Origin of the sequence: Kineosporia corallincola (assembly GCF_018499875.1) — a bacterium.
Taxonomy (GTDB): Bacteria; Actinomycetota; Actinomycetes; order Actinomycetales; family Kineosporiaceae; genus Kineosporia; species Kineosporia corallincola.
In genome coordinates this window covers 299,441-318,381 of record NZ_JAHBAY010000004.1, presented here as the reverse complement: position 1 = coordinate 318,381, position 18,941 = coordinate 299,441, and the positions used below count along the sequence as shown (strand labels likewise).

The window sequence follows — 18,941 nt, the reverse complement described above, 5'->3', positions numbered from 1 at the left end:
TCACCCGGCAGCCCCGGGGGGTTCGGGCTCTTCGCTCACTCGCCCGTCGGAGATCCGGATCACCCGGTCGGCCAGCCGCATCATCACCGGGTCGTGGGTGGAGATCAGCGCCGTCACGCCCTCCGACTCGACCACCCCACGCAGGAGGGCCATGACGGACAGCCCGGTCTCGGCGTCCAGTTGCCCGGTGGGTTCGTCGGCGACCAGCAGACGTGGGGACGACGCCAGGGCCCGGGCGATCGCCACCCGCTGCTGCTGCCCGCCGGAGAGCTCGTCGGGGCGCTGGTCGGCGTGCCCCGCCAGGCCGACGAGTTCCAGCAGGGTCGCCACCCGGCGTTCGCGTTCCTCGCGCGGCGTGCGCCGCATCCGCAGCGGCACACCGACGTTCTCGGCCGCCGACAGCACCGGCACCAGGCCGAAGGTCTGGAACACGTAGGCCACGGTGTCGCGCCGCAACCGGCTGCGCCCGGCCTCGTTCAGCCCGGTGACCTCGGCGCCGTTAACGAAAACCGTTCCGGCGTCCGGTGAGTCAAGCCCGCCGACCAGGTTCAGCAGGGTGGTCTTGCCCGATCCGGAGCGCCCGACCAGCGCGGTCATCGTGCCCGGAGCGACGTCGAACGACACGTCCCGCAGCGCCTGCACGGCGCCGTAGGCCTTGCTGACCCCGCAGACCCTGAGCATGCTCACGTCGTCCGTGCTCATGCGCTCTTCCCGTCGGGACGGATGCTCACGTGGTCGCCCTCCAGCGCCAGCCGCACGCGGCGGGTCAGTTCCAGCGCCTCGATGTAGTCCTTGGGCACCTGCACCCGCCCGGCGCGGTCCATCACCGCGTACTCCTCGTGCACCACCTCGTCGCCGCCGTCGGCGCCGGTCGCGGTGCGGCGCAGCACCTCGCTGGAGGTGCGCCCGTCGCGGATCGCCACCGTGCGTTCCACCTGCCGGCTGACGTCCGGGTCGTGCGTCACCACCACGATCGTCACGCCGAGGTCGCGGTTCACGTCGCGCAGCACCCCGAACACCTGGGCCGAGGTCTCGGTGTCGAGCTCACCGGTCGGCTCGTCGGCCAGCAGCACGCGCGGCCCGTTGGCCAGCGACACCGCGATGGCCACGCGCATCTGCTCGCCACCCGACATCTGCCCGGGCCGCCGGTCGGCGCAGTGCGCCACCCCGACCGCGTCGAGCAGCGTCCTCACTCGTTCGGCGCGCTCCCTGCGGGGACGCCGGGCGAGAGTCATCGGCAGATCCACCACCTGGGCGGCGGTCAGGTAGGGCACCAGGTTCTGCGCGGTCTGCTGCCGTACGTAGCCCACGGTGTGCCGGCGGTAGCGCACCCGGTCGCGGGCGGACATCGCCAGCAGGTCCCACCCCGCCACCCGGGCCCGGCCGGCGGTCGGCGCGTCGATGCCCGCCAGCAGCGACAGCAACGTGGACTTGCCCGACCCGGACGCCCCGACCAGAGCGATCATCTCGCCGGCCCCGACGTGCAGATCGAGTCCCTGAAGCGCCTGCACCTCGACCGAGCCGGTCTGGTAGATGCGAACCAGGCTGTCGCAGACGATCATCTCGTCCCGCGTCGGAGCATGCCCGGCCTCGGACACCCGGATTCCTCTCAACGATGAGCAGGAAGAAGCACGATGCGGCGCATCGCCCGCGAAGATTTATCGCAGAGGTCCCGATCGCGTCAATTACCCCAGGCGTCCCAGTCCTGCCGGGTGTCCTGATCGGCCAGAGATTTTCGGACGACGTACGCCCGGCGCATCTTGACCTTGTTCCCGCACCCGCCCGTGGGGCACCAACGCCGGGTCAGGCCGCGCGAGCCGTCGTAGTAGGCGCGCCGACAGCCACTCCGGTCGCAGATCCTGAGACGGCGCCAGACCCGCGACTCCCCGCACCGCCGCACCGCGTCGAGCAACGGCGCCAGGGCGAGCGTGAGCGGGGCGTCGTCAGCCGCCACCAACCGCATGCCACCGTCGGCCCCCGCCATCGACAACCGCAGCGGAATCCGCGCCAGATCCTCGTCCAGCCGTAACGCGGCCTCGTCCGCGAACTCCCCACCAGCGCGCCCCTCACCCACGCACGCCTCACCCACGCGCCCCTCACCCACGCGTCCCTCAATCGTGCGATCCCCACCCATACATCCCGCGTCCCCGCGCTGCCCATCTACGCGCCCCTCGTCCACGCGCTTCTCGCCCGAGTGCCGCTCCAGTGCATCACGCAGCCCTTCGCGGATCCCGAGCGCCACCAGGAAATCGGCCGGGGGCAGCTCCAGACGGCGCGGCGTGCCGAGGTGATCCGCGAGCCACTCGACGAGATCCTCCGGGCCGCTCAGCAGTTCCCGCTGATCACGGATGTTCCGGAGGTTCACGAAGTCCCGGATCACCGCCGCGTACGCGGGAACGGCCGACGGGCCGGGAGGAGGGACAGAGGGGATCATGAACGGAAATTAACACCACCGTCAGGGCCAGGCCGGTGTCAAAAACCAAGACCCGTCCCCCGTCACCACCCCCGAAGGACCCGGCCGAGGTCACGATTCCGCCATCACCCCCGACATAAATCCGTGCAACACATACGCTGACTCGTGCGTCAGGTGGGTGAGAGGGGCCGGACGCCCCTCCGCCCACGACATCTCAGGGAGGGGATCCCCAGCGCCATGCCGGACTCGCAGACCATTTTCATCGCAGCCGGTGCGACCGGGTTCCTGATCCTTCTGCTCAGCCTGGTGCTGGGCGAGATCGGCGGGCACGACGGCGATCTGGGTCACGGGGGCGAGGCCGAGCTCGCGAGCGACGCGGAAGCCGTTGCGGGCAACGACATCCCGGACGGGTCCGCCGAGCTGGACGCACCGACCTGGTTCAGCATCCGCGTGCTGTCGGTGGCCCTGGTCGGTTTCGGTGCGGCCGGTTTCGCCGCGGAGGCGACCGGCGTTCCCACGCCGCTGGCCTGGCCGGTGGCGGGCGCCGGGTTCCTGGCGGTGGGCGCGGCCTCTTACCGCTTCATCCTGAAACCTCTTGCCGCGCAACAATACAACTCGCTGTCGAGCCGCTACGGCTGGATCGGGCGCACCGCCGTGGTGACCCTCGACATCCTGCCGCACGGCACCGGCCAGGTGACCTTCCACGACCGCGACGGCGCCCGCATCACCCAGACGGCCTCTTCCGACCTGGGCGAGGGTGTGCCGAAGGGCACCACCGTCACCATCACGGAGCTCAGTTCCGGCGCAGTTGTGGTGCACCGCAACGCCTTCGCCGACTGACTCCCCCCACGTTCCCCGATCCACCACCATCCCTCACGAAGGACTGCTGATGACCGGAGTGTCCACCGCCGCGATCGCCGTAGGCGCGGTGATCGTCGCCCTCCTGCTGCTGGCGATTCTCTACGCCCGTAACTACGTGAAGGTGCCGCCGAACATGGTGGCCGTCTTCACCGGCCGGGGCCGGCCCAAGATCGTGCGCGGTGGCGCGCGGTTCCGGGTTCCGGTGCTGGAGCGGGTCGACTTCATGAGCCTGGAGCCGTTCAACATCCAGGTGTCCGTGGGCTCGGCGATCTCCAGCAACGGCGTCGGTATCGCGGTGGACGTGGTCGCGCTCATCCGTTTCGGGTCCACCGACGAGGCGATCGAGACCGGCACGCAGCGCTTCCTCACCGCCAACCGGGAGGAACTGCGCCACCAGCTGACCGAGATCATCGCTGGTAACATGCGCGCGATCTGCGCCAAGATGACCGTGGAGGACCTGAACAGCAACCGCGACCAGCTGACCCGCTCGGTGGCCGAGGAGGCCGGCGCCGCCCTGGGCGCGATCGGCATGGAGCTCGACGTGCTCACCGTGCAGGACGTGCGCGACAAGAACGGCTACATCGAGTCGCTGGGCCGCAAGCGCATCGCCGAGGTGCGTCGTGACGCCGAGGTCGGCGAGGCCCAGGCCCGCCGGGACGCCCGCATCGCCGCCGCCGAGGCGGACCAGCAGGGACGCACCGCCGAGGCCAAGTCGCAGGAGGCGATCGCCGAGGCGCACCGCCAGCTCTCGATGAAGCAGGCCGAGATCGACACCGAGGTCAAGGCCGCCCAGGCCCGCGCCGCGCAGGCCGGTCCGCTGGCCGAGGCCGAGGCCGAGCGGGCCGTGGTGCTGGCCGGCATCGACACCGAGCGCCAGCGCACCGAGCGGCAGATCTCGGTGGAGGAGCAGCGTGCGGCTCAGCGCCAGAAGGCTCTCCAGGCCGACGTGATCGCCCCGGCCGAGGCCGAGCGGCAGGCGGCGGAACGCCGCGCCGAGGGTCAGAAGGCCGTCACCATCGCGGCCGCCGAGGCCGAGGCACGTCGTCGTGAGCTGGCCGGTGAGGCCGACCTCAAGGCCCGTACCGCCGGTGCCGCCGCCTACCAGCGCGAGGGTGAGGCACAGGCCGAGGTGGAGAAGGCCAAGCTGCTCGCGGCCGCCGAGGGTCAGCGTCAGCAGCTGCTGGCCGAGGCCGAGGGTCAGAAGGAACTGGCCGCCGCCCTCAGCGCGTTCAACGACGAGGCCGCCCGCCTGCGCGTGCTGCCCGATCTGATCGCGATCCTGCCCCAGCTGGCCCGCGAGGTCGCCGCTCCGATGGGCAACATCAACAACATGACCGTGCTCAGCAACGGCGGCAACGACGGCGGTGACGCGCTGACCAAGGTGGCCGGCTCGGTGCCCGCCCTGCTGCTCCAGGTGCTGGAGACCGCCAAGGCCGGCGGCCTCGACCTGGGCCAGCTGCTGAACGGCGCCACCGACCCGCTGGACCCGCGCCAGGCCGCGACCACGACGCCGGTGAACGACACCCGCCAGGCCTGATCAGATCGGATCAGGTGCGAACGGTCCGGGCGTGGTCACGGTCTGATCCGTGATCCCGCCCGGACCAGCCGTTCTCAGGTCAGGGCGCTGATCCCGGTGACCGCGCGCCCGACGATCAGGCTGTTGATCTCCCGGGTGCCCTCGTAGGAGTAGAGCGCCTCGGCGTCGGCGACGAACCGGCCGATGTCGTACTCCAGCACGATGCCGTTGCCGGCCAGGAGCTCCCGCGCCCAGCCCACCACCTCGCGCATCCGGGTGGTGCAATAGGCCTTGGCCAGGGCCGAGTGCTCGTCGCGGAACGTGCCCTCGTCCTGCAACTGGGCCAGCCGCACCACCATGCCCAGGCAGGCCGTGGTGTTGCCGAGCATCCGCACCAGCAGGTCCTGCACCAGCTGGAACCCGGCGATCGGGCGGCCGAACTGCTGCCGCTCACCGGCGTAGGTGAGGGCGATCTCGTAGGCCGCCATCATCACGCCGACCGCCTGCCAGGCCACCCCGCTGCGGGTGCGGCGCAGCACGCCCGCGGTGTCGCGGAACGAGGTGGCGTTCACCAGCCGGTGCGTCTCCGGCACGCGGCAGTTCTCCAGCGTGATGTCGGCGTTCTCGACCATGCGCAGGGCCATCTTGTTCTCGATCTTCGTGGCCGTGAAGCCGGGCGTGCCCTTCTCCACCACGAAGCCCTTGACCTTGCCGTCCTCGGTGTCGCGGGCCCAGACCACGATCAGGTCGGCGAAGGTGGCGTTGCCGATCCAGCGCTTGGCCCCGTTCAGCACCCAGACGTCGCCGTCGCGGCGGGCCGTCGTGCGCATGCCGCCGGCGATGTCGGAGCCACTGTCCGGCTCGGTCAGCGCGAACGCCCCGATCTTCTCCATCCGCGCCATCGCGGGCAGCCAGCGGTCCTGCTGCTCCGCGGAACCGCAGGCGGCGATGCTGCCCATCGCCAGCCCGGTGTGCACGCCGAAGAAGGTGGCGACCGACGCGTCGGCCCGGGCCAGTTCCATCGCCAGGAAGCCGGTGAGCAGACTGTGCCGGGGCCGGCCGTCCTCCGCCGGGCAGGCCAGCCCGGCGATGTCCACCTCGGCGAACCCCTTGATCAGCTGGTGCGGGAACTCCGCCCGCACCCAGTAGTCGTTGGCGATCGGGCGCACCTCGGCGTCGAGAAAGGCGCGCAACCGCCCGAGCACCTGATGGTCCTGTGCGTCCAGCATCGCCTCGAACTGGTACAGGTCGCCGGTCAGCAGCTCGGACATGTGCTCTCCTCGGTCGGGGACGCTCCCGGCACCACTTTGGTTCACCGGGCCGCGGATCGCACACCGATCGGCAACACGCGTCAATCACCCACCTTGCGCAGCAGGCGCAGCACGGCCCGTTCCACGCCCTCGTCCGTGGTGGCCGCCACGCCCTCCGGCACCCGGCGGAGGGCGGAGCGGATCGTCGTCCCCTGTTGGAAGCCCCGCGCCACCCGAGGGTCGACGTAGGAGGCGCGGCACACCGCCGGGGTGTTGCCCAGCTCCCCGGAGACCTCGCGCATCACCTGCGCCACGGCACGTTTCAGCGCGGTGGGCGACTGCGCGCCCGGACGCCCGGCGAAGGCGATCGCGGCCAGCACGGTGGCGTGCCAGGTGCGGAAGTCCTTGGCCGAGGCGCCCGGCGAGACCACTTCCTTCACATAGGCGCTGATGTCACTGCTGGCCAGATCGACCCAGGCGCGGCCCCGCCGCCAGGCCAGCAGCTCGTCGCCGCCACCCCTGCGGCGCCTGAGCGTACGGACGACGTCCACGATCGGCTCGTCGTCGATCGAGAACACCCGCCGCACACCGGACTTGGCCGGGTAGGCGAAGTCGACCACGCTCCCGGAGCGGACCCGCGCATGGTCCTTGCGCAGGGTGGCCAGGCCGAAACTGTTGTTCTCCTGGGCATAAGCCTCCCCGCCGATCCGGAACAGGCCCAGGTCGAGCATGCGGAAGGCGGCCGCCAGCACCCTTTCCCGGGGCATTCCGGGCAGTTCCAGGTGTTCCGCCACCCGCACCCGGGCCGCCGGCAGGTCATGGGCGAAATCCAGCATGCGACGGTGTTTGTCGTGATCGCGGTCCTCCCGCCAGCGCGGGTGGTAGAGGTACTGCCTGCGCCCCTTGACGTCGGTGCCGACGGCCTGGAGGTGACCGTTCGGCCACGGGCAGATCCAGACCTCCTGCCAGGCAGGCGGAATCACCAGCTCGCGGATGCGCCGCACCTGCTCGGCGTCGGTCAGCCGCTGACCGTCGGCATCCAGGTAGACGAAACCCCTGCCGCTGCGCCGGCGGGTCCAGCCGGGCCGGTCCGGGGTGCTGCGCCGCAGTCTCATGAGCCCCCGCCCTCACCCAACCCGGCCCAGCGGGGTCCCGTCGAGGTGCTCGCGCAGATCGACCAGGGAGTCGTGCACGGCCACCGCCCCGGCCTCGCGCAGTTCCTGCTCGGAGAACCCGCCGGTGCGCACCGCCACGGCGGGCAGCCCGGCCCGGCCGGCGGCGATCGCGTCCCAGGTGGAGTCGCCCACCATCACCCCGTGCGCCCCGGTCACCTTCTCCATCGCCACCTGCACCAGGTCGGGGGCGGGCTTGCTCTCCTGCGCGTCCTCCGAGGTGGTCCAGGCGTCCGCCAGGTCACGGCCCCCGAACAGGTCGAGGAAGTGTTCCACGTGCTTGGCCTTGCCGGAACTGGCCAGCACCAGCCGGAAACCGCGGTCCTTCACCTCGCCGAGCAGGTCACGCACCCCCTCGAACGGCCGGATCTCGCCGACCATCGTGTCGAACTCGCGCTCCCAGGCCGTGCGCACCTCGTCGCCGAGCGTCCGCTCCACCTCGGCCCCGGCCACGGCGGCGACCAGTTTGTCGCCACCCATCCCGATCGCCCGGTGCAACCGCCACAGCGGCAGCGTGACGTCGTGCTGACGGAAAGCCCGGAACCAGGCCAGGGCGTGCTGGTAGTTGGTGTCGACGAGGGTGCCGTCGACGTCGAAGATCGCGGTGTCGGCCATGTTTCCCACGCTAGTTGTCACCCCGCGGAAGGCATCCCGAGCCGAGCAGGTCCACCAGCCCGGCCCCCAGACCGCCCCGCCAGCAGGCCCGGTCGTGCCCGCCGCAGAACTCCTCCAGTCGCGCGTCGTACCCCTTGCGCCGCAACCGGTCACACAGATCGCGGGTGATCGCCGGCATACCCCACTCCATCGTGCCGACCTGGAACCTGAACCGCACCGGGCCGTCTGCCGGCACCTCCAGCTGCCGGTGCATCCAGGGCATTTCGCCGTCTTGCGCACCCTGCACCCAGAACGACCCGGACTGGGCCAGCACGTTGCCGAACACCTCCGGCCGGCGCCAGGCCGCGTGCACCGCCGCCAGCCCGCCCAGGCTCTGGCCCGCCACCGCCGTGGTGCCCGGCGATGGCCGCACCCCCAGCCCCCGCACCCGCTCGTGGTCCAGCACCGCGGGCAGCACCTCGTCGGCCAGCCGGTGCGGGTAGGCCTCGTTCGCCGTCAGGTCGGCGGCCCGGCCGGCCCCGGACGGCCCGACCAGCACGGTGAGCAGACCGGGCAGCAGATTCCGGCGGGTCAGCTCGTCGAGGGTGGGCGTGACCGGATGACGCCGCGCCCACAGGTCGCCGTCGAGCAGCACCAGGATCGCGCCCACCGGTGCGCCGGTCGCGTGCACCCAGACCGGTGTGCCACCCACCGTGAGTTCCGCCAGGAACCCGGGCGCCGCGGCGTCCACCCAGGTCTGCCCCGGCGCCCGCGGCATCTCGGCCACCGACCAGAGCGAGCCGTCCTGGTGGTCGCGCATGCCCGCGCGGGCGTGCGGATCGGCCTGGGCGTGGCGCAGCAGCGCCGCGCGAGCCGCCCGGCCGGTGCCGAGCTCGCCGAGCCGGTCGAGGGTCTGCGGCAGCGGGCCGATCCGGTAGCTCGATCGCCAGCCGGCCGGCACCCGGAACGCGGCCGCCCACAGGCCGGTACCGGGCACCGGCTCCAGCGCGCAGCTCGCCGGGTCGTCGTAGTCGGTGAACTTGTTCGCGTGCAGAATCACGCTGCCCGGCCGGGTTCCCCGCTCGTTCCAGACGAAAGTGGCCCTGCGGTGGGCCGGGTCACCGTGCGGGTCCGGGTCGATCAGTGGCGCGCCCTCCGCAGCCACCCGGTGTGCCAGGACGGGACCGGGCGGGAGCGCGAGCCGGGTGACCGGCTGGTCACGACGCAGCACCGGCCTGCGCATGAGACGCGAATGACCCCGCTCGTGGTCGTGGTGGTGCATCGTCGGCCCCTATCCTGGTCGCGGCTCGGATCGATCATGGAACGGGGAGGGAACCGGTTGGCCGGCAAACGCTTTGACGAGGCACTGCGCTGGATGGAGTCCCGCATCCACGACGGCACCTGGCCGCTGAACACCCAGATTCCCACCGAGGCCGAGCTCACCGCCGCCCTCGGCGTGGGGCGCAGCACGGTGCGCGAGGCCACCCGCACGCTGGCCAACTCCGGCATGCTGGAGAGCGCGGCCGGGCGGGGCACCTTCGTGCGTGCCCGCAGCGCCGTCAACACGGTGCTCAGCGACTACCTGAAACAGCAGCCGCTGCACGAGGTCCTGGTGCTGCGCCGGGCGCTGGAGGGCGAGGCCGCGGCCCTGGCCGCGCTGGCCCGCACCGACGAGCAGCTCGCCCGGATGTCGCGCCCGCCCGCGGGTTCCGGCGATCCGCTGCCCGAGAGCATCCCGTCGCCGGGCAATTTCCACGCCGACCTGTTCGCCGCCGCCGGCAGCCCGATGCTCACCGAGCTGTACCAGTGCGCCATCGCCTCGATCCGGCGGGCGCAGCTGCTCGGGCGGCTGGTCGCGGCCCCGGCGGCCGACCGGGAGGCCGACCACCGGCGCATCCTCGAGGCGGTGCGCGCGGGCGACGCCCACGCCGCCCGGCAGGCGGCGTCCGAGCACTGTGACCGAGACTTCACCGTGCGCTGAACTGTTCACCGCAGGCCTCTTTCGCGGCGCAGCAGCCACACCAGGTACACCCCGCCGAGCGTGCCGGTGACCACCCCCACCGGCAGGTCCGACCCGGTCAGGTGCCGGCCGATCACGTCGCAGCCCAGCACCAGCACCGCCCCGGTCAGTGCCGACACGGCGAGGTTCGGCCCGGGAGCCCGGGTCAGCCGCCGGGCGATCTGCGCCGAGGCCAGGGCCACGAAGGCGACCGGCCCGGTGGTCGCGGTGGCCACCGAGGCCAGCGCCACCGACAGCAGCACGGCCAGGTTGCGGGTGAGGACCGGCCGCGATCCCAGCACCAGACTGGTCTCCTGACCGAGGGCCAGCAGCGACAACGGCCGGGACAGCACCAGCGCCGACGGCACGAGCACCAGCAGCACCGGCCCGAGCAGATCCACCTCGGCCCAGGTCACCGCGTTCAGCGACCCGGCCAGCCACTGCGCCGCGGTCTGCGCGGCGTCGAGCGACGAGCGGGTCAGCAGCAGGTGGTTCACGGCCGACAGCACCGCCCCCAGCCCGACCCCGACCAGCACCAGCTGCTGGGTGACCGCCCCGCGCCGGAAACCGAGCAGATACATCACCGCCGCCGCGCCGGTGCCGCCGACCAGTGCCCCGGCCGAGATCTCGGCCGGGCCGCCCGCCAGCAGGATGATCACCACGATCGCACCGGTCGCCGAGCCGGCCGTGAACCCGATCAGGTCGGGGCTGCTCAGCACGTTGTCCGAGGCGGCCTGGAGCAGCCCGCCGGAGGTGCCGAGCGCCACCCCGACGCCGATCGCGGCCAGCACCCGGGGCAGGCGCAGGTCACGCACGAAAATCGTGGCCAGACGGTCGTCACCGGCACCGAACAGGGCCCTCAGGGCCTGCGCGGGTGAGTCCGGATAGTCCCCCAGCACGATGCCGGCCGTCGCGAAACCCAACAGAAGGACGACGAGAACACCGGCCACACCCAGCGACCGGCGGCCGATCCGCACGGCCGGGCCCGGTTTCCCGAGGCCGAGGTCGAGCGTCACACCGCCTCCAGCCGCCGGCCCCGGGCGATGGCCATGAACAGCGGGCCACCGATCAGCGCGGTCATGATCCCCACCGGCACCTCACTGCCGGGAACCACCAGCCGCCCGGCGATGTCGGACAGCAGCACCAGCGACGGGGCCAGCACCACCGACGCGGCGACCACCCAGCGCTGGTCCGGCCCGACCAGGCGGCGCACGAGGAACGGCGCACCCAGCCCGACGAACGCCACCGGCCCGGCCGCGGCCGTGGCGGCACCGCTGAGCAGGGCCACCGCGGCCATCGCCGAGCCCTGCACCAGCCGCACCGGCACGCCCATCGCCCGGGCGCTCTCCTCGCCCAGCGCCAGCACGTTCAGCGCCCGGGTCACCGACGCCGCCAGCACCAGGCCGAGCGCGGCGAACGGCAGTACCGCGAAAAGCACCGGCCAGCGCCGTCCTTCGATCGACCCCGCCGACCAGTAGCGGAACTCGTCGAAGGCCCGCTGGTCGGAGAGGATCACGGTCTGGATCAGTGACGACGCCGCCGCGCTCACCGCGACCCCACTGAGCGCGATCTGCACCGGCCCACCGTGACCACCCCGAACACCCCAGCCTCCCCGGCTGCCCCGGCCGCCGGCCCCGAGCAGGAACACCCCGAGCACCGCCAGCCCGGCGCCGCCCAGCGCGAACCAGACGTAGGACCGGACACCGGTGACCCCGGCCACCGCCACGGCCAGCACCACAGCCAGCCCGGCACCGGCGTTGACACCGAGAATTCCTGGTTCCGCCAGTGGGTTTCGGGTCAGCGACTGCATCAGCGCCCCGGCCACGCCGAGCGCCGCCCCGACCAGCACGGCCAGCACGGTGCGGGGCATCCGCTGCCCGCGCACGACGGCGGTGGCCCAGGAGTCGTCGGGTGTGGTCAGGGCGGTCCACACGGCGTGCGGGGCGACCGGCCGCGAGCCCAGCACGAGACTGGCCGCGCAGCAGACGCACAGCAGCACCGCGCCGGCGGCGAGCACGAGAGCACCGTGTCGTCGTCCTCTGTTTTTCGGAACCACTTACGTGAGTGACGCTTCCACGTCGTCCACGATCGCGTTCATCAGCAGCGGCCCGCCGGTGGAGGTCCACACCGAACCGTCCACCGCGATGATGTGATCGTCTTGGTAGGCCTGGAGTTTCGTGAAGCCGGGCACCTCCTCGGCCTCCTTGAGCGCACTTTCGGCGGCGTCGGCGTCGGTCGAGCCGGTGGCCGAGGGGTTGGACACCGACGAGCCGCCGAGGGTGCCGAAGAAGATGTAGTCGGCGTCGATGTCGGCGATGTTCTCCTGCGACACCGGCTCGCTGTGGCCCTCGCCCTCGCGGTCCTGGCTGTCGGGCCGCTTCATGCCCAGGTCGGTCAGGGCCACCCCGGCCGGGAGTTCCTTCAGAATCAGGGACGCCGAGGAGCCCTGCCAGCGCACGATCGAGTACGTGTCGTCCAGCCGGTCGCCGAGCTCACCGTTGACCTGCGCCACGTGGTCCTCGTAGTCGGCCACCACCTGCTCGCCCTCGTCGCTCCGGTTCAGCGCACCCGCCACGTTGGTGAAGGTGGTTCGCCAGTCGCCACCGGCCTCCCCGGCCACCACGGTCGGGGCGATCTTGCGCAGCGTGGCCAGCACGCTGTCGTCCTGGCTGATCGTGGTGCCGTCGACCAGGATCAGGTCCGGGTCGGCCTTGCCGATCGCCTCCAGGTCGGGCTCACCGACCGCCCCGACGATCGGTACCCGGTCGGCCTTCTCGCTCAGGTAGCCCGGAACCGTCGACTGGCCGCGCCCACTGGTGGCGCCGACGGGCGTGACCCCGAGCGCCAGCACCCCGTCGAGCGTGGGCTCGCTGAGAGCCACCACCCGCTCCGGCGCCACCGGCACCTCGACCTCGGTGCCCTGCACGTCCGTGACGCTGCGGGTGCTCCCCTCCCCACCCGAATCCCCGCCCTCACCCGAGGAACCCGACGAACAGGCCCCCACCGCAAGCACGGTGGCAGCCAGAACGGCAACGGTGAGGGACGGCGAACGGCCAGCTGACATCGGGAACTACTCCTCGCGAAGCTCGGGGGAAACGACGAGAAGTTTAGGCTTACCTAACTATCATCTGACAATTCCGGTCGTGCGACCTCGATCACGCCTCCGGTCAACACGGCAGACACCCTTCCGTTTTTGACACCACCAACCAGCCCAGGCCGGTGTGAAAAACGAAAAGGCCTCGCCCACCGCCCCGCACCCGCCATCACGAAGCATGAGCAACCCTGTCTGCCTCACCTCGCCCCACCTGCCCACCACGCTCGGACGGCGGACGACCGCCGTCTGCCGACACGGCAGACACCCTTCCGTTCTTGACACCACCAACCACCCCAGGCCGGTGTGAAGAACGAGAAGGGGTCCGCCGCCCGCTCAGCCCGAGATCGCGATGTCGTCAATCTCGTCCGGCGCCCGGGCGAACCCTGCCACCACCACAGCGGCAGTCCCGCCGGCCCGGAGGGGAATGGCCGGAGACAGGGTCAGGGCCGGGACCGTGGCGAGGCCGGTCCGGATCAGAGCGTGGCCGGGATGTCGGTGGTCAGAGCCAGTTCCCGGCCCGCCTCGATGTCGGCCCGCAGGGCGTCGACGTGCGCGGTGGCCAGGTCGTAGGAGTCCGAGCCGAGCAGCTGGTGCAGAGGCGCGTCGCCGCGGTCGACCACCCGGACGATCGCGGTGGCGGCCCGCACCGGGTCACCGAGCTGGGTGCCGGGCATGGCCAGGTGCTGGTCGGTCATCTCCCGCACCGCCTCGTACCCGTCGATCGCCCCGGACGGCAGGCCGAGGGAGACCGGGCGCAGGAAATCGGTGCGCAGATAACCGGGCTCGACCAGGTTGACCTTGATCCCGAACTTGGCCACCTCGGCGGCCAGCGACTCGGTCAGGCCCTCCAGGGCGTACTTTCCGGCCACGTAGAGGCCCCAGCCCGGGAAGGCGGTGAGGCCGAGGATCGAGGAGACGTTGACGACGTGGCCGCCGCCCTGCCGGCGCATCACCGGCAGCACCGCGCGCAGCACGTTCCAGACGCCGAAGATCTGCACGTCGAACATCGTGCGGGCCTCGGCGTCGGTGATCTCCTCGACCGCCCCGAGAAAACCGTAACCGGCGTTGTTGACCACCACGTCGAGAGCGCCGAAGCGCTCCACGGTGGCGTTCACGGCCGCGCCGACCTGCTTCTCGTCGGTCAGGTCGACCTCCAGCACGAGCAGCCGCTGCTGGTCGGCGCCGTCGAGTGCCTCGCCGAGCCGGGCGGCAGATCGGGTGGTGGCGGCCACGTTGTCGCCGCGTTCCAGCAGTTGCCGCACGAGTTCCAGGCCGAGGCCGCGGGAGGTGCCGGTGACGAACCAGGTGGACATGTGATCACTCCGAAGATGTCGTGGGGGAACGACTTCCAGATTCCCCGGCGGGCCGGCCGGCCACCAGCGGGTTCCGGGCCCGGCGCTGCCCGGGAACGGCGTGCCCCCCTTCACCGTTCCGCGCGGCGGGACGGCGCGCGACCATGGAGGGCATGAACGCTCTGGGCGAGTTCCTGCGCACCTGCCGGTCCGGGCTGACCCCGGCGGAGGTCGGGCTCGACGACCCGGACGGCGCCCCGCGGCGGGTGCGGGGACTGCGCCGCGAGGAGGTGGCGCGGCTGGCCGGGGTCAGCGTGGACTACTACACCCGCCTGGAACAGGGCCGGCACAGCACCCCGTCCGACGCGGTGGTGCGGTCGCTGGCCCGGGCCCTGCGCATGGACGACGCGGCGAGCGCGCACCTGGCCGATCTGGCCCGGCCGGGTCGTGCCCGGCCGGGCGGCGTGCAGCCGGTGCAGCGGGTACGTCCGGCGATGCAACAGCTGCTGGCCTCGATGACCGACCACCCGGTCCTGATCCTCGGCCGCCGCACCGACGTGCTGGCGTCCAACGCCCTGGCCACGGCGCTGCTGACGGACTGGCGCCGGCTACCGGCGCGCGAGCGCAACTACACCCGCTGGGTGCTGCTCGACCCGGTGGCCCGGGAGCGGTTCGTGCAGTGGTCCCTGGTGGCCGCCGACGCGGTGGGCACCCTGCGGCTGGACGCGGGCCGGCATCCCGACGACCCGGCGCTGAACGAGCTGGTGGGCGAGCTGACGATCAAGAGTCCGGAGTTCCGGGCGGCCTGGGGCGACCATCGTGTGCACGAGCGCACCCACGGCACCAAACGCCTGACGCATCCCGAGGTGGGGCCGATCACACTGCATTTCGAGGCGCTGACCCTGCCGGGCGACCCGGACCAGACGATGTTCGTGTACGGCACCGACCCGGGCAGCAGCTCGGCCGACAACCTGCGGCTGCTCTCGCTGTGGGCCGGCCAGCACCCGGACACGACTGCGGCGCGGGACCTCGAAGGTCCCGCGCCGCGGTCGTCAGGTTCGGAGCTGTCAGGCTGAGGCGCTGCGCACGGCCTCGACGATGCCCAGGGCGGCCGGGTCGGCGTCGAGCTGGCCCTTGCCGATGCGACGCGTCCAGACCACGTTGGTGCGCAGCACCCGGGCCGGGATGCCCGCGCTGACCGACAGCGGCGGCACCTGCCCGGACACCACGGCCCGGGCGCCGACCACGCTGCCCGAGCCGATGTTGGCGCCCTTCATGATCATCACCTGCTTGCCCAGCCACACGTGGTCGCCGATGACGATGGGCTTGTCGGGGTTGATCCGGTTGCCGGAGTCGATGTCGTAGATCGCGTGCGTGTCTGTGGCCCGCATCTCGACGGAGAACGAGAACATGCAGTCCTTGCCGATCGTGATGTCGCCCCCGTGGGCCACGATCATGGCGCTCTCACAGGTGGACCCCTCGCCGATGACGACGCTGGCGCCGCCCGACACCGAGATGCTCCACTTGCCCTTCACCCCGGCGCCGACGTGCACCGAACACGGGCCACCGTTGTTGCGCACCTTGATCGAGGAGCCGTTGAGCTGCGCCTCGGGCGAGATCTGGATGTCGTGGTACTCGCCCTGGACCTCGAGTTGAAGCTCTGCCACGTGTGGTTGCGTCCTTGTCCTGATATACGCGCGAAACGGATAAGTGTCCCCCTGGTCACGGAGTCTTGCACACGTAAACCACAGCTGCCCGCGATATGGCCGTGATGCATCCGATTAGCCCCACGATGCAAGAGCTTTGGCGATGACTGCCCGTTGCCGTCAATCGACTTTCGGTAACCGGGCAATGCTTTCGGTCACTTTTAACGGGGGACGGCGAAAAGTACCGGCCGGGCCCCGATCACCCGCGCGGCCGCAACCGCAGCGGTGGCAGCGCCGGCGCCGGCAGAGCGCCCGGCTGCCCCGCCGGGAACCGGCCGAAGCGCGGCTGACCAGCAGCTTCGGAAACACCTGCGTCGGCACCGATCTCAGCCTGCCAGGCCGCGCGGAACGCGACGATCTCGTCGTGGTCGCGACCGACGAAGTTCCACCACATCACGATCCTCTCGCCCAGCGGCTCGCCGCCGATCAGCAGCAACCGCACCGGCGTGGCCCCGGCCAGCAGGCGCACCCGCTCCCGGCCGGTCGGCAGGTAGGCCAGATGGTCCGGTGCAACGGCGGTTCCGTCGACGCTGACCGAACCGCCGTCGGCCAGCACGCCGTGTTCAAAACCGGCCTCCAGCTCAAGATCCAGATGCACGCCGGCGGGCAGCAGGATCTCCGCGCCGAGCAGTGGAGGGGTGTACGTGGGCACCGGCGAGGTGCTGCCGGCGAGTGATCCGAGGAACACCCGGATCTCGGTCTCGTTGTCCACGATCGGGTCGGGCGCGTAGTGGTGGAAGGTCGGCGGCATGTCCCGGGTCGCCTCCGGCAGGGCGTACCAGAGCTGCGCGCCGTGCAGCGTGCGCGTGGCCGGGGTGGAGATCTCCTGGTGCGAGATGCCGTGCCCGGCCACCATCAGGTTGACCTCGCCCGGCCGCACCCGGGCCGCGAACCCGGCCGAGTCGAGATGATCGATCTCGCCGGTGAACAGCCAGCTCACCGTGGCCAGGCCGGTGTGCGGATGCCGGGCCACCCGCATCCCGCCGGTGACCTCCACGTCGTCCGGGCCGTAGTGGTCGAGGAAGCACCAGGCACCGATCAGCGAGCGCCCGCGCTGCGGCAGGGTGCGCCGCACCGACATCGCCCGCGGCCCGCCCAGCGGCACGTCACGCGGGTCGAGAACCTCGACCCCGGCACCGGGTACGGGGTCACACACCACCTCGGCCGGGGACTGCTCCACGTTGCTCACGTGTCCAGCGTAAACAGCCGGAATTTCGCTCACCCCGACACCATCCCGCCAAACGTTTGTGTCACGTTTCGGCAGTATGGTGACTTTCCGTGGAGTCATCCCGTATGTTCCGTGACGTGCGAGCCCGATTCCCCCTCCTCGATCGGCAGCCACCAACACCCCGTACCTAGAGAGGCAGCCGCGTGAGCATCACCGATCCGTACGGCGCCGTACCCGACTGGCCCAAGGTCAGCGCGAACATCAGCGCGGACGGCACCGCCGAAGTCACGATCAACGGCTCCCCGCGGACCGTGCTCACCGGCGGCGGCGACGTCGACCAGGCCCGCGCCGCGGTGCTGGAGCACCTGAGTGCGCAGACCGCCGGGCTGGGCCGTCCGCTGCGCGTCGAGACCGTCGACCCCGAGGGCCATTCGCATCTGGTGGTGCATCCGGACGGCCGGGTGCTGCCGCTCGACGAGCAGCCGCCGGACAGCACGGCGCGCGCCTGGGAGCAGGTCGCCCCGGGCCCGCTGCCCGGCTCGGCCCGGCGCTCGAAACTCGGCCGGTCCAAGCACGGCCCGCTGCGCGACGCGCTGGGTGCGCGGACCGCCGGCGGCGAGGTGCCGGGCCCCTCGTCGTCCACCGTTCCGGACAGCCCGGCCGAGGCCGCCCCTGAGCCCGACGCCGCACCGGCCGGCCCCACCACCACGGCGGCGGGTCTGCCGATCCGGCCCACCGCGCACGAACCGGCGTCCCCCGTGACCCCGGCCGCCCACCCGGCCGCCAACCCGGTCGCCGACACCAAGGCGGCCGGCCCGGTGGCGAAGCCGGTGACCGGCGCGATCCCGGCCGTCCCCTCGGCGACCAACCGCATGGCGAAGGAACTCGGTGTGCCGCAGCCCAAACCGACTCTCCCCGACCTGCTGGCCACGCGCCCCCCGGCGCCCACCGGCCCGGCCCAGGACGGCTGGCAGGGCGCCGTGCGCCGGCTCAGCGGCGGGCTGATCTCGCCCGCCCCGGGCGCCCGCGAGCTGGAGTACCGCGAGGCGGTCGCGTCGGTGCAGCGCAGCCTGCGCGGGCCGAAGACGGTCGTCGTGGTGAACCCGAAGGGCGGCGCGCACAAGACCACCGCCAGCCTGCTGATCGCGTCCACGTTCGGCATGCACCGCGGCGGCTACACGCTGGCCTGGGACAACAACGAGACCCGGGGCACGCTCGGCTGGCGGGCCAACCCGGCCCGGCACAGCAACACCGCCGTGGACCTGCTGCGTGACCTCGACCGGTTCACCGACATCCGCTCGTCGCGGGTCGGCGACCTGGACAACTACGTGCGCTCGCAGGGCAGCGCCCAGTTCGACGTGCTGGCCAGCGACGAAGACGCCGCCTCGGCCGCCAGTATCGACGAGACCGCCTTCGAGCAGCTGCACAAGGCACTCGCCCGCTTCTACCGGGTGCTGGTCATCGACACCGGCAACAACATGCGGGCCTCCAACTGGCAGGCCGCGGTGAACCACGCCGACCAGCTGGTGATCGTCTCCACCATCCGTGAGGACACCGCCGCCTCCGCCGCCTGGCTCGCCGACGGCCTGGCCGCCGCGGGCAAGGAAGACGTGGTGCGCAACGCCGTCACGGTGCTGAGTGCCCCTGGCAAGAAGGCGGATCCGCAGCTGCGCGACCGGTTGCACGGGCACTTCGGCAGCCTCACCCGCACCGTGCTCGACGTGCCGCACGACCCGGCGCTGGTGTCCGGCGGCCCGATCACCTACGACGCCCTCTCCCCCGCCAGCCGTACCGCCTGGCTGCGGGTCACCGCGGCGATCGCCGACGGCCTGTAAGGGTTTCCGGTCACAATCATGGACGACGAGGAGCCCGCGCC

The 18,941-nt window shown here is 71.8% G+C and carries 18 protein-coding genes; 5 read left to right on the top strand and 13 right to left on the bottom strand.

Features of this window, described 5'->3' with window-relative positions:
- From KIH74_RS11675 to KIH74_RS11665, 3 genes are all read right to left on the bottom strand, one after another.
- Window positions 1–702 carry an ABC transporter ATP-binding protein gene (locus KIH74_RS11675; protein WP_214155885.1) on the bottom strand — a complete coding sequence of 234 codons (702 nt, stop codon included), beginning with the start codon at window positions 700–702 and terminating at the stop codon, window positions 1–3.
- Window positions 699–1,562: an ABC transporter ATP-binding protein gene (locus KIH74_RS11670; protein WP_281417834.1), complete on the bottom strand. Its 864-nt coding sequence runs from the start codon at window positions 1,560–1,562 to the stop codon at window positions 699–701. Before KIH74_RS11670 ends, KIH74_RS11675 begins: the two co-directional genes overlap by 4 nt.
- A 119-nt stretch (window positions 1,563–1,681) precedes the next feature.
- Window positions 1,682–2,434 carry a CGNR zinc finger domain-containing protein gene (locus tag KIH74_RS11665; protein ID WP_214155883.1) on the bottom strand — a complete coding sequence of 251 codons (753 nt, stop codon included), beginning with the start codon at window positions 2,432–2,434 and terminating at the stop codon, window positions 1,682–1,684.
- A gap of 216 nt (window positions 2,435–2,650) precedes the next feature.
- On the opposite strand from KIH74_RS11665, the gene KIH74_RS11660 reads away from it, so the two are divergent.
- Together KIH74_RS11660 and KIH74_RS11655 are read left to right on the top strand one after the other, a co-directional pair.
- Window positions 2,651–3,253, top strand: a complete 603-nt coding sequence (locus KIH74_RS11660; RefSeq protein WP_214155882.1) for an NfeD family protein — start codon at window positions 2,651–2,653, stop codon at window positions 3,251–3,253.
- 49 nt (window positions 3,254–3,302) lie between these two features.
- Window positions 3,303–4,811: a flotillin family protein gene (locus tag KIH74_RS11655; protein ID WP_214155881.1), complete on the top strand. Its 1,509-nt coding sequence runs from the start codon at window positions 3,303–3,305 to the stop codon at window positions 4,809–4,811.
- 74 nt (window positions 4,812–4,885) lie between these two features.
- Here KIH74_RS11655 and KIH74_RS11650 read toward each other — a convergent pair whose 3' ends face one another.
- The 4 genes from KIH74_RS11650 to KIH74_RS11635 form a co-directional block, all read right to left on the bottom strand.
- Window positions 4,886–6,061 carry an acyl-CoA dehydrogenase family protein gene (locus KIH74_RS11650; RefSeq protein WP_214155880.1) on the bottom strand — a complete coding sequence of 392 codons (1,176 nt, stop codon included), beginning with the start codon at window positions 6,059–6,061 and terminating at the stop codon, window positions 4,886–4,888.
- 80 nt (window positions 6,062–6,141) lie between these two features.
- Complete coding sequence (locus KIH74_RS11645) at window positions 6,142–7,155, bottom strand: DNA topoisomerase IB (protein WP_214155879.1); 1,014 nt, start codon at window positions 7,153–7,155, stop codon at window positions 6,142–6,144.
- Window positions 7,156–7,167: 12 nt separating this feature from the next.
- Window positions 7,168–7,827, bottom strand: a complete 660-nt coding sequence (locus KIH74_RS11640; RefSeq protein ID WP_214155878.1) for an HAD family hydrolase — start codon at window positions 7,825–7,827, stop codon at window positions 7,168–7,170.
- A gap of 10 nt (window positions 7,828–7,837) precedes the next feature.
- Entirely contained in the window at window positions 7,838–9,088 is a 1,251-nt protein-coding gene (locus KIH74_RS11635; RefSeq protein ID WP_214155877.1) for an enterochelin esterase domain-containing protein, read from the bottom strand.
- Window positions 9,089–9,145: 57 nt separating this feature from the next.
- Here KIH74_RS11635 and KIH74_RS11630 point away from each other — a divergent pair, with 57 nt between their 5' ends.
- Window positions 9,146–9,787 (top strand): FadR/GntR family transcriptional regulator, encoded by a 642-nt coding sequence (locus KIH74_RS11630; RefSeq protein WP_214155876.1) that lies wholly within the window; start codon window positions 9,146–9,148, stop codon window positions 9,785–9,787.
- 5 nt (window positions 9,788–9,792) lie between these two features.
- Here the strand turns inward: KIH74_RS11630 and KIH74_RS11625 are convergent, their stop codons facing one another.
- The 4 genes from KIH74_RS11625 to KIH74_RS11610 form a co-directional block, all read right to left on the bottom strand.
- Complete coding sequence (locus KIH74_RS11625; RefSeq protein WP_214155875.1) at window positions 9,793–10,821, bottom strand: FecCD family ABC transporter permease; 1,029 nt, start codon at window positions 10,819–10,821, stop codon at window positions 9,793–9,795.
- Complete coding sequence (locus KIH74_RS11620; protein WP_214155874.1) at window positions 10,818–11,822, bottom strand: FecCD family ABC transporter permease; 1,005 nt, start codon at window positions 11,820–11,822, stop codon at window positions 10,818–10,820. Before KIH74_RS11620 ends, KIH74_RS11625 begins: the two co-directional genes overlap by 4 nt.
- 39 nt (window positions 11,823–11,861) lie before the next feature.
- Window positions 11,862–12,869 (bottom strand): ABC transporter substrate-binding protein, encoded by a 1,008-nt coding sequence (locus KIH74_RS11615; RefSeq protein WP_214155873.1) that lies wholly within the window; start codon window positions 12,867–12,869, stop codon window positions 11,862–11,864.
- A gap of 503 nt (window positions 12,870–13,372) precedes the next feature.
- Complete coding sequence (locus KIH74_RS11610; protein WP_214155872.1) at window positions 13,373–14,212, bottom strand: SDR family NAD(P)-dependent oxidoreductase; 840 nt, start codon at window positions 14,210–14,212, stop codon at window positions 13,373–13,375.
- Window positions 14,213–14,355: 143 nt separating this feature from the next.
- Between KIH74_RS11610 and KIH74_RS11605 the strand changes: the two genes are divergently transcribed.
- A complete protein-coding gene (locus KIH74_RS11605) occupies window positions 14,356–15,267 on the top strand; it encodes a helix-turn-helix transcriptional regulator (RefSeq protein WP_372492032.1) in 912 nt (303 codons plus the stop codon).
- Here the strand turns inward: KIH74_RS11605 and KIH74_RS38530 are convergent.
- Complete coding sequence (locus tag KIH74_RS38530) at window positions 15,259–15,858, bottom strand: acyltransferase (protein ID WP_214155870.1); 600 nt, start codon at window positions 15,856–15,858, stop codon at window positions 15,259–15,261. The two genes, KIH74_RS11605 and KIH74_RS38530, sit on opposite strands and share 9 nt — an antisense overlap.
- A 238-nt stretch (window positions 15,859–16,096) precedes the next feature.
- Complete coding sequence (locus tag KIH74_RS11595) at window positions 16,097–17,086, bottom strand: pirin family protein (RefSeq protein ID WP_214155869.1); 990 nt, start codon at window positions 17,084–17,086, stop codon at window positions 16,097–16,099.
- A 182-nt stretch (window positions 17,087–17,268) separates the two neighbouring features.
- Here KIH74_RS11595 and KIH74_RS11590 point away from each other — a divergent pair, with 182 nt between their 5' ends.
- A complete protein-coding gene (locus tag KIH74_RS11590) occupies window positions 17,269–18,900 on the top strand; it encodes a hypothetical protein (RefSeq protein ID WP_214155868.1) in 1,632 nt (543 codons plus the stop codon).
- The last annotated feature ends 41 nt before the right edge of the window (window positions 18,901–18,941 follow it).